Source organism: Streptomyces fildesensis (assembly GCF_016107395.1).
Taxonomy (GTDB): domain Bacteria; phylum Actinomycetota; class Actinomycetes; order Streptomycetales; family Streptomycetaceae; genus Actinacidiphila; species Actinacidiphila fildesensis.
On sequence record NZ_JAAIKO010000053.1, the window covers coordinates 37058 to 47420 of the forward strand.

General features: G+C 71.0%; 9 protein-coding genes. 3 read left to right on the forward strand and 6 right to left on the reverse strand.

Features of this window, described 5'->3' with window-relative positions; genetic code table 11:
• Window positions 1–18: 18 nt before the first annotated feature.
• Complete coding sequence (locus C6N31_RS37610; RefSeq protein ID WP_198359254.1) at window positions 19–984, forward strand: aldo/keto reductase; 966 nt, start codon at window positions 19–21, stop codon at window positions 982–984.
• 6 nt (window positions 985–990) lie between these two features.
• Here the strand turns inward: C6N31_RS37610 and C6N31_RS37615 are convergent, their stop codons facing one another.
• Both C6N31_RS37615 and C6N31_RS37620 read right to left on the reverse strand, forming a co-directional pair.
• The gene (locus C6N31_RS37615) at window positions 991–1662 is read right to left on the reverse strand and encodes a FadR/GntR family transcriptional regulator (RefSeq protein ID WP_138354790.1); all 672 of its coding nucleotides are present in this window, start codon (window positions 1660–1662) and stop codon (window positions 991–993) included.
• Window positions 1663–1781: 119 nt separating this feature from the next.
• Window positions 1782–2585, reverse strand: coding sequence for a helix-turn-helix domain-containing protein (locus tag C6N31_RS37620; protein ID WP_198359255.1), 804 nt, complete (start codon window positions 2583–2585; stop codon window positions 1782–1784).
• A 74-nt stretch (window positions 2586–2659) separates the two neighbouring features.
• Between C6N31_RS37620 and C6N31_RS37625 the strand changes: the two genes are divergently transcribed.
• Window positions 2660–3235 (forward strand): TIGR03086 family metal-binding protein, encoded by a 576-nt coding sequence (locus tag C6N31_RS37625; RefSeq protein WP_138354791.1) that lies wholly within the window; start codon window positions 2660–2662, stop codon window positions 3233–3235.
• Window positions 3236–3335: 100 nt separating this feature from the next.
• On the opposite strand, the gene C6N31_RS37630 is transcribed toward C6N31_RS37625, so the two are convergent.
• The 4 genes from C6N31_RS37630 to C6N31_RS37645 form a co-directional block, all read right to left on the reverse strand.
• Entirely contained in the window at window positions 3336–4946 is a 1611-nt protein-coding gene (locus tag C6N31_RS37630; RefSeq protein WP_138354792.1) for a glycerol-3-phosphate dehydrogenase/oxidase, read from the reverse strand.
• A 5-nt stretch (window positions 4947–4951) separates the two neighbouring features.
• The gene (glpK, locus tag C6N31_RS37635) at window positions 4952–6478 is read right to left on the reverse strand and encodes a glycerol kinase GlpK (protein WP_138354793.1); all 1527 of its coding nucleotides are present in this window, start codon (window positions 6476–6478) and stop codon (window positions 4952–4954) included.
• Between the two features lie 42 nt (window positions 6479–6520).
• A complete protein-coding gene (locus C6N31_RS37640; protein ID WP_138354794.1) occupies window positions 6521–7282 on the reverse strand; it encodes an MIP/aquaporin family protein in 762 nt (253 codons plus the stop codon).
• Window positions 7283–7427: 145 nt separating this feature from the next.
• A complete protein-coding gene (locus tag C6N31_RS37645; protein WP_138354795.1) occupies window positions 7428–8195 on the reverse strand; it encodes an IclR family transcriptional regulator in 768 nt (255 codons plus the stop codon).
• Between the two features lie 166 nt (window positions 8196–8361).
• Here C6N31_RS37645 and C6N31_RS37650 point away from each other — a divergent pair.
• A partial coding sequence (locus tag C6N31_RS37650) for a homocysteine S-methyltransferase family protein (RefSeq protein WP_198359256.1) occupies window positions 8362–10363 on the forward strand: 2002 nt, incomplete at its 3' end.

Genomic DNA, 10363 nt, shown 5'->3' on the forward strand with positions numbered 1-10363 from the left:
GACGACAAGGACCGACACATGCCCGTACCGCCACTGCCCCGCCTGGGCCTCGGCTGCGCGCCGCTGGGCAATCTGTACCGGGCCATGCCGGACGCGACCGCGGCCGCCGTCACGGCGGCCGCCCTCGACCTCGGCTGCGGCTACCTCGACACCGCCCCGCACTACGGCCTCGGCCTGTCGGAGGAGCGCCTCGGCCGGGCGCTCGCCGGCCGGCCGCGCTCCTCGTACGTGCTGTCCACCAAGGTCGGCCGCCGGCTGCGGCCGCTGGCCCCGGGGGAGCGGACCGACGGCCAGGGCTTCGTCGACACACCGGCCCGCGCCCGTGAGTGGGACTTCACCGCCGACGGGATCCGGGCCACGCTGGAGGGTTCCCTGGAGCGGCTCGGCACCGACCATGTCGACATCGTCTATCTGCACGATGTCGAGGACCACCTGCCGGAGGTCTACGCGACCGGCTTCCCCGCGCTCGCCGCGCTGCGCGACGAGGGCCTGGTGGGAGCCATCGGCTTCGGCATGAACGACAGCGGGGTGCTCGCGCGGCTCGTCGCCGACCTCGACGTCGACGTGGTGCTCTGCGCCGGCCGCTGGACCCTGCTGGAGCGCACCGCCTACGACGACCTGCTGCCGGTGTGCGCCGAGCGCTCCACCGCCGTGGTCGTCGGCGGCGTCTACAACTCCGGGCTGCTCGCCGACCCCCGGCCCGGCGCCCCGTACAACTACGCGGCGGCGCCGCCCGAGCTGGTGCGCCGGGCCCTCGACATCGCGGCCGTCTGCGCGGAGTTCGGTGTCCCGCTGCGGGCGGCCGCGCTGCGCTTCCCGTTCGGGCACCCGTCGGTGGTCTCCGCGGTCGTCGGCGCGGCGAGCCCGGAGGAGGTCCGGGACAACGCCGCGCTCTTCACGTACGAGATCCCCGACGGGCTGTGGAGCGCCCTCGTGGAGCGCGGACTGCTCGACGAGGACATCCCGCTGCCCGCGCCCGTCTGACGCGTCCTACAGCGTGGAGCGCAGCCACTGCTCGACGCTCGCGATGTGCACGGTCGCCCAGGAGCGGGCGGCCTCCGCGTCACGGTCGCGCAGCGCGGACAGGATCGCCTGGTGCTCGTGCAGGGTGCGGCTCACCGCGTCCTGCTGGGTGAGGCCGCGCCAGACGCGGGCCCGGGTGGTCGGCCCGGACAGCCCGTCGAGCAGCGAGCAGAGCACCGAGTTCCCCGACGCCTGCACGATGCCGCGGTGGAACTCCAGGTCGGAGGCGACCAGTTCCTCGACGGAGGGCTCGGGGCCGAGCGCGTCCAGCTTCCCCTGGAGCACGTCGAGTTCCGGCCCCGGGATGCGCAGCGCCGCCATCGCGGTCGCGGCCGGCTCCAGGATCCGCCGGACGGCCAGGAACTCCAGCACGGTGTCGTCGCGGTGGAAGTCCACCACGAAGCTCATCGCCTCCAGCAGCAGCTGTGGATCCAGGCTCGTCACATAGGTGCCGTCGCCCTGCCGCACATCCAGGATCCGGATCAGCGACAGCGCCCGCACCGCCTCGCGCAGCGAATTGCGCGAAAGCCCCAGCTCAGCCGCGAGCTCGCTCTCCTTCGGCAGCCGGTCGCCGGGCCGCAGCGCCCCTGAGACGATCATTTCCTTGATCTTCTCGATCGCCTCGTCGGTGACCGCCATCGCGACCTCCCCCTGTCCTGGTCCCGCTACCCGCCGCCAGACCTCCGATGTATCCGGCCATTATGCCCCCGGACGGGCCGGCGCGCGGACTCCCTGCGCAGACGGTCTCCGGCTCCGGCCTACTCGCCCGCGTAACGGGCCGGGGAGGCGCCCACCGTGGCGGTGAAGTCCCGGGTCAGGTGGGACTGGTCGCTGTAGCCGAGGTCGGCGGCGAGGGCCGCCCAGTCGATGCCCACGCCCTGGTCGGCACGGGCGGCGGCCTCGTGCAGCCGGGCCCGGCGCAGCACCCACTTGGGGCTGGCGCCGACATGTTCGGCGAAGAGCCGCTGGAGTCTGCGGACGGAGATTCCGAGGTCGTCCGCGACCTCGTCGACGCGGAACAGGGAGGGGGAGGCGGTGATCCGCTCCACCATGGCGGCGACCTCCGCCGTGACCGGGTCAGGGGCCGCGTCCGGGCCGGGGAGCAGGCTCAGGAGGAGCGATTCCGCGGTGGCGGTCATGGTGGATACGTCGGACGCCCCGAGGATCGTCCGCTCCGCGGTGGTGACGGCGGGCCCGAACAGCTCCGCGGCGGGCACCGACCGGTCGGTGAGGTCCGCGACCGGCGACCCCAGCAGCGGGCGGAAACCGCCGGGCCGGAACTTGATGCCCAGCACCTGGCCGCGGTCGCGCAACACCCGGGTGAAGACCCCGCGCTGCACCCCGTAGACCGCGGTCTCGGGCTTCTCGAAGACCAGATGCACATTGGGGTGCGAGAGGACCTTCTGCTCGTGCGGCGGCCGGCCGCGCAGATCCCAGCGCACGATCCAGTAGAACTCCACGTACGGGGCGACGGCCTCGGCCGGCTCCTCCCGCAGCAGTTCGAACTGGGTGGCCGCCACGGCGGGACGCAGCACTCCCCGCCCCATCTCCGGGGTCGTCATCCGGCCAGCCTAGGACCTCTGAGCTGTCGCGTTTGTTCAATACGGGCCCCGGCCGCGGATCTACCGTGGGATTCATGAACATTCATCCGCAGCTGGTCCGCAGCGCCGCAGAAGCCGCCCGTATCGCCCGCACCATCACGCCGGAACACCTCACCGCGCCGACCCCGTGCCCGGAGTTCGACGCCCGCACGCTGATCAACCACTGGGTGCTCTACACCTCCCACGGCCTGGAGCACCGCGCCTTGCGCACCACCCTCCCCGAGGAGCTCACCGAGCACGACTTCACCGCGGACCCGGAGTGGGCCGAGGCGTACGCGGCGCAGCTCGACCGCGCGCTCGCCGCCTGGGCCCGGCCCGAGGCGTGGGAGGGCGGTATCGACATGGGCGGGGCCGAGATGCCCGCCGCCGACATCGCCGCGATGCTCCTGCTCGAGCTGGTGCTGCACGGCTGGGACGTCGCGAAGACCGTCGGCCAGGAGTTCCGCACCGACGAGGAGACCGCCGCCGTGGTGCTCGCCGCCGTCGAGCAGCAGGCCGAGATGTACCGCCAGTACAAGGGCTTCGCCGAACCCGTCGAACTCACCGGCCCGGCCACCGATCTCGAACGCGCCCTCGCGCTCTCCGGCCGCGACCCGCATTGGAGCGCATGATCCGCGGACCGGGCGGCGCGACGCGCGAACGGCCGGGCGAACGGGGAATCCCCGCTCACCCGGCCGTTCCGCTGCCGTGTGCCGTGTACCGCCGGACGGATCAGGCCCTTCGGGCCAGCATGTCCTCGACCCGGGTCCTGACGGCCTCGGTGTCCAGACCGCGCACCGTCAGCGTGGTGCGGCGGCGCAGCACGTCGTCGGCCGTCTGGGCCCACTCGTGGTCGCGGGCGTACACGACCTGCGCCCAGATCTCCGGGCCGTCCTCGTGGATCCGCTCACCGAGCGTCGGGTCCTCGTTGACGAGCCGGGCGATGTCGAACGACAGCGACCCGTAGTGGCTCGCGAGGTGACGCGCCGTCAGCGGGTCCATCCGCATGCCCGGGTCGCGGTCCACCAGCAGCCGGTGGGCGACCGCGTTCGGGTTGGCGAGGCCCGGCAGCGGCATCCGCCGGGGGAGCAGCTTCTGCGGCTCCATGTCCTCGCCGAGCGGCCCGCCGGGCAGCTTCGCGAGCTTGTTCATCACCGTGCGGCCGATGTGCCGGTAGGTGGTCCACTTGCCGCCCGCCACCGACAGCATCCCGCCGCGGCCCTCGGAGACGACCGTCTCCCGCTTGGCGGACTCGACGCCGCCGGGCCCGCCCGGCAGCACCCGCAGCCCGGCGAAGGCGTAGGTGATGAGGTCCCGGTCCAGGTGCTCGTCCTTCACGGAGAACGCGGCCTCGTCCAGGATCTGCTGGATGTCGGCCTCGGTCGCCCGGACGTCCGCCGGGTCGCCGGTGTACTCCTCGTCCGTGGTGCCCAGCAGCAGCTGGTCCTCCCACGGCAGGGCGAAGGTGATGCGGTACTTGTCGATCGGGGTGGCCATGGCGGCCTTCCACGGCACCTTCCGCTTCATCACCACATGCGCGCCCTTGGACAGCCGGATGCTGGGCGAGGAGCCCTTGTCCTCCATCGTCCGCAGGTGGTCGACCCACGGCCCGGTGGCGTTGAGCACCAGCCGGGCGCTCACCCCGAACTCCGTCCCGTCCAGCTTGTCGCGCAGCTCCGCGCCGGTGACCTTGCCGTGCGTGAAGCGCAGCCCCGTCACCTCGGCGTGGTTCAGCACCACGGCACCGGACTCCACGGCCGCGCGGACCGTCATGACGGCCATCCGCGAGTCGTTCATCTGGTGGTCGTGGTAGACCGCGACGGCTTTGAGGTTCGCCGTGCGCAGGCCCGGGTTGTCGGCCACGGCCTTCGCCGGGGAGATGACCCGGCCGACACCGTCACCGAAGGCGGACAGCGCCGAGTACGCGAAGACCCCCGCACCGAGCTTGGCGGCGCCGTGCGGGCCGCCCTTGTACACCGGCAGGTAGAACGTGAGCGGGTTGACCAGGTGCGGAGCCACGTCCTTGGCCAGCACCCGCCGCTCGTGGTGGTTCTCGGCGACCAGCTTGACCGAGCCGGTCTGCAGGTAGCGCAGCCCGCCGTGGACGAGCTTGGAGGATGCCGACGAGGTGGCGCCGGCGAAGTCGCCGGCGTCCACCATCGCGACCCGCAGCCCGGACTGCGCGGCGTGCCAGGCGACCGAGGTGCCGAGGATGCCGCCGCCGATCACCAGTAGGTCGTACGTGGCGTGGCTGAGCAGCTCCCTGGTCTCGGATCGGCTGGGGTCGGTGCCGGCGGTCGGGTGCGTCCCGAGGGTGGGGACGCTCTGCAGGGTGGAAGACATTCTGATCAGTTCTCCTCTTCGATCCAGCCCATGGTCCGCTCGACGGCCTTGAGCCAGTTCTTGTACTCGCGGTCGCGCTTGTCCGCGTCCATCCGGGGGGTCCATTCGGCGGCCCGGCGCCAGTTGGCGCGCAGTGCGTCGGTGTCGGGCCAGAAGCCGACGGCGAGACCGGCCGCGTAGGCGGCGCCCAGGCAGGTGGTCTCGGCGACCATCGGACGGACGACGGGGGCGTCCACGAAGTCCGCGATGGTCTGCATCAGCAGGTTGTTGGAGGTCATACCGCCGTCGACCTTGACCGCGGCCAGTTCGACGCCGGAGTCCTTGCTCATCGCGTCGACGATCTCGCGGGTCTGCCAGGCGGTGGCCTCGAGCACCGCGCGGGCCAGGTGCGCCTTGGTGACGTAACGGGTGAGGCCGGCGATCACACCGCGGGCGTCGTCGCGCCAGTACGGGGCGAACAGACCGGAGAAGGCGGGCACGAAGTACGCGCCGCCGTTGTCGTCGACGGAGCTCGCCAGGGTCTCGATCTCGGCGGCGCTCTTGATGATGCCCATCTGGTCGCGCATCCACTGCACCAGCGAGCCGGTGACGGCGATGGAGCCCTCGAGGGCGTAGACGGCCTTCTGGTCACCGATGCGATAGCCGACGGTGGTGAGCAGGCCGTTGTAGGAGTTGACGGCCTTCTCGCCGGTGTTCATCAGCAGGAAGGTGCCGGTGCCGTACGTCGACTTGGCCTCGCCCTCGGCGAAACAGGTCTGGCCGAACAGCGCGGCCTGCTGGTCACCGAGCGCGGAGGCGACCGGCACACCGGCCAGCACGCCGACGGCGGCGGTGCCGTAGACCTCGGAGGAGGACCGGATCTCCGGGAGCATCGACATCGGGACGCCGATGGACTCGCAGATCTTCTCGTCCCACTCCAGGGTGTGCAGGTTCATCAGCATGGTGCGGGAGGCGTTGGTGACGTCCGTGACGTGCACACCGCCGTCCGGGCCACCGGTCAGGTTCCAGATGACCCAGCTGTCCATGGTGCCGAAGAGGATCTCGCCGCGGTCGGCGCGCTCGCGCAGGCCCTCGACGTTGTCCAGCAGCCAGCGGGCCTTCGGGCCGGCGAAGTAGCTCGCCAGCGGCAGGCCGGTCTCGCGGCGGAAGCGGTCCTGGCCGACGTTGCGGCCCAGCTCGCGGCAGAGCGCGTCGGTGCGGGTGTCCTGCCAGACCAGCGCGTTGTGGACCGGCTCGCCGGTGTTCTTGTCCCACAGCAGCGTGGTCTCGCGCTGGTTGGTGATGCCGATGGCCTTGACGTCCTCGGCGGTGATCCCGGCCTTCTCGACGGCACTGGCGACGACTTCCTGGACGTTGGTCCAGATCTCCGCGGCGTCGTGCTCGACCCAGCTGGGCTTCGGGAAGATCTGCTCGTGCTCCTTCTGGTCGACGGAGACGATGCGGCCGTCCCGGTCGAAGACGATGCAACGGCTGGACGTGGTGCCCTGGTCGATCGCGGCGATGAACGGCCCTGCGGTGTGTGCGTCGGTCACGGTGTGCTCCTCAAGGGGTCTGCGTCGGTCGGACAGGAGGGGTTACGCGAAGGCCAGCCGGTAGAGGCCGCCCGCCAGAACGGCACCGACGAGCGGGCCGACGACGGGGATCCAGGCGTAGCCCCAGTCGGAGCCGCCCTTGTTGCGCAGCGGCAGAAGGCTGTGCACGATACGCGGGCCGAGGTCGCGGGCCGGGTTGATCGCGTAGCCGGTGGGCCCTCCGAGTGACAGACCGATGCTGACGACCACCAGAGCGGTGATCAGGGCGCCGGTTCCGGAGAGTGCGAGGCCCGGCGTCAGGCCCTGGGTGAGAACGGCCAGGACGAGAACGGCGGTGCCGATGATCTCGGTGGCGAGGTTCTGCACCGGGTTACGGACCTCAGGCCCGGTGGAGAAGACGCCGAGGACCGGTCCGGCCGGACCGCTGTCCGGTCCGAGCGGCGGTGCCAGCTCGTTGTCGTCCATGTGCGCCTGGAACTGTCCGTAGTAGGCCACCCAGACCAACGCCGCGCCGATCATCGCGCCGAGCATCTGTCCGGCTATGTACAGCGGCACATCGTTCCAGTCGCCCGTCTTGACGGCGATGCCGACGGTGACGGCAGGGTTGAGGTGCGCCCCCGAGAGGCTCGAGGAGATGTACACCGCGGTGAGCACCGCGAAACCCCACCCGAAGGTGATGGCGAGCCATCCCGCGTTGCGGGCCTTGGAGCTCTTGAGCGTGACGGCGGCGCAGACGCCACCGCCCAGCAGGATGAGGACGGCGGTACCGATGGTCTCGCCGAAGAAGATATGGCTGTTGGACACCGCGACTCCCTTGTCTTACGTCCATTCAGGCGGACCGGGTCCCGTCCGGTGTTCGACAATGTCGACCGCCGAACGGCAGTTTTCTCTGCAATATCTTCCTCGTCAAGAGCTTGGGGCTGAGGACTCCGGATCGTGACCCGAGTCCCTAGAACCGTCCGGCGCCGAGGTCGCGCGAGACGGCGCGGGCGCAGTCGCGTACCGCGGCCACCAGTCGCGCCTGGATGTCGCCGTCCTCCTGGCAGACCCGTTCCACGGCCCCGGTGATGCCCACCGCGCCGACCGGCATCCGCCGCCGGTCCAGGATGGGCGCAGCGACCGAGGCCACGCCCTCCCACGTCTCCTCCAGGTCGGACGCCCAGCCCCGGGTCCTGGCGAGCTCCAGCACGTCCTCGAAGCCGGCCGTGTCGGTGATCGTGCGCGGGGTGAGGGCGAGCCGCTCGTTCTCGGCCGCCTCGCTGTGCGCGACCGGGTCGTACGCGGCCAGCACCTTGCCCAGCGCCGAGCTGTGCAGCGGCTGCATGGCACCCACCTCCAGCACCTGCCGGCTGTCGTCCGGGCGGAAGACGTGGTGCACGATCAGCACCCCCGACTGGTGGAGAACCCCCAGGTAGACGGCCTCGCCGCTGGACCTGGCCAGATCGTCGGTCCACACCAGGGCGCGGGCCCGCAGCTCGTGCACGTCCAGATAGCTGTTCCCCAGCCGCAGCAGTTCGGCGCCCAGCTGGTACTTGCCCGACGCGGCGTCCTGCTCGACGAAGCCCTCCTGCTGGAGGGTGCGCAGGATGCCGTGCGCGGTCCCCTTGGCGAGGCCCAGGGAGGAGGAGATGTCGGAGAGGCCCAGCCGGCGCTCACCGCCGGCCAGCAACCGTAGGATCGCGGCTGCCCTCGCCAGCGACTGAATCGGTCCGGGCATCCGCCAACCTCCGCAAGCCGTTCGACATTGTCGAACCCCATAGTCTCAGAGAAGATTCTGACACCTTCGTCCACCCCTCGGAACTCTTTCGAGGCCCGCGCACCGCGCCCGCTACCCTGGCCAGGCACGTAAAGCCGACAGCCGTCGCACTCCTGGGAGTACATCCATGGCCCCGCAGTCGTCCTCCACCCTCGCCAGCCAAGCCCGAGCCGACGCACTGCGTCAGGCGTTCGCCACCCGAGTGGTGGTGGCCGACGGTGCGATGGGCACCATGCTCCAGGCCCAGGACCCCTCGCTCGAGGACTTCCAGGACCTGGAAGGCTGCAACGAGATCCTGAATGTCACGCGGCCGGACATCGTGCGGTCGGTGCACGAGGAGTATTTCGCCGCAGGTGTCGACTGCGTCGAGACCAACACCTTCGGCACCAACCTCGCCGCGCTCGGTGAGTACGACATTCCCGAGCGCATCTTCGAACTCGCCGAAGCCGGCGCCCGGCTGGCCCGCGAGGTGGCGGACGGTTTCGCCACGCCCGACCGGCCGCGCTGGGTGCTCGGCTCCGTCGGCCCCGGCACGAAGCTCCCGACCCTCGGCCACGCCCCGTACGCCGCCCTGCGCGACGCGTACGAGGAGAACGTGGCGGGCCTGATCGCGGGCGGCGCGGACGCGATCCTGGTGGAGACCACCCAGGACCTGCTGCAGACCAAGGCCTCGGTCGTCGGTGCCCGCCGCGCCCTCAAGGCGGCCGGCTTCAGCCTCCCGATCATCTGCTCCGTGACCGTCGAGACGACGGGCACGATGTTGCTGGGTTCCGAGATCGGTGCGGCGCTGACGGCGCTGGAGCCGCTCGGTATCGACATGATCGGGCTGAACTGTGCCACCGGCCCCGCCGAGATGAGCGAGCACCTGCGCTACCTGGCCCGGCACGCGCGGACCCAGGTCTCCTGCATGCCGAACGCCGGTCTGCCGGTGCTGGGCAAGGACGGTGCGCACTACCCGCTGTCGCCGGTGGAGCTCGCCGACGCGCACGAGACGTTCGTGCGGGAGTACGGGCTGTCCCTGGTCGGCGGCTGCTGCGGCACCACCCCCGAGCACCTGCGCCAGGTCGTGGACCGCGTCCGGGGCCTGGACCTGTCACCCCGCAGCCCGCGCCCCGAGCCGGGCGCCGCCTCGCTCTACCAGACCGTCCCGTTCCGGCAGGACACCTCGTACCTCGCCATCGGTGAGCGGACGAACGCCAACGGGTCGAAGAAGTTCCGTGAGGCCATGCTCGAAGGGCGCTGGGACGACTGCGTCGAGATGGCCCGCGACCAGATCCGCGAGGGCGCGCACCTGCTCGACCTGTGTGTCGACTACGTCGGCCGCGACGGCGCCGCGGACATGGCCGAAGTCGCCGGCCGCTTCGCGACCGCCTCCACGCTCCCCATCGTGCTGGACTCCACCGAGGTCCCGGTGCTGCGCGCCGGACTGGAGAAGCTCGGCGGCCGGGCCGTCATCAACTCCGTCAACTACGAGGACGGCGACGGTCCCGAGTCCCGCTTCGCGCAGATCACGACGCTGGCGGCCGAGCACGGTGCCGCGCTGATCGCGCTGACGATCGACGAGGAGGGCCAGGCCCGCACGCCCGAGCACAAGGTCGCCATCGCCGAGCGGCTCATCGAGGACCTGACCACCAACTGGGGCATCCTCGAATCGGACATCCTCGTCGACTGTCTGACCTTCACGATCGCCACCGGCCAGGAGGAGTCCCGCAAGGACGGCGTCGCCACCATCGAGGCGATCCGCGAGCTCAAGCGCCGCCACCCGCTGGTGCAGACGACCCTCGGCTTGTCGAACATCTCCTTCGGCCTCAACCCCGCCGCCCGTGTCGTGCTGAACTCGGTCTTCCTCAACGAGTGCGTGGACGCCGGCCTGGACTCCGCGATCGTGCACGCCAGCAAGATCCTCCCGATCGCGCGCCTCACCGAGGAGCAGCGCGATGTGGCCCTGGACCTGATCTACGACCGGCGCAGCGAGGGCTACGACCCCCTGCAGAAGTTCCTCGAGCTCTTCGAGGGCGTCGACATGAAGTCCGTCAAGGCCGGCCGCGCGGAGGAACTGGCCGCGCTGCCGCTCGACGAGCGCCTGCAGCGGCGGATCATCGACGGCGAGAAGAACGGCCTGGACCGCG

Coding starts and splice junctions, on each gene's coding strand:
- C6N31_RS37615 (WP_138354790.1), bottom strand. CDS start 1,662: ATGGCGGTCACCGACGAGGCGATCGAGAAGATCAAGGAAATGATCGTC.
- C6N31_RS37610 (WP_198359254.1), top strand. CDS start 19: ATGCCCGTACCGCCACTGCCCCGCCTGGGCCTCGGCTGCGCGCCGCTG.
- C6N31_RS37645 (WP_138354795.1), bottom strand. CDS start 8,195: ATGCCCGGACCGATTCAGTCGCTGGCGAGGGCAGCCGCGATCCTACGG.
- C6N31_RS37630 (WP_138354792.1), bottom strand. CDS start 4,946: ATGTCTTCCACCCTGCAGAGCGTCCCCACCCTCGGGACGCACCCGACC.
- C6N31_RS37620 (WP_198359255.1), bottom strand. CDS start 2,585: ATGACGACCCCGGAGATGGGGCGGGGAGTGCTGCGTCCCGCCGTGGCG.
- C6N31_RS37625 (WP_138354791.1), top strand. CDS start 2,660: ATGAACATTCATCCGCAGCTGGTCCGCAGCGCCGCAGAAGCCGCCCGT.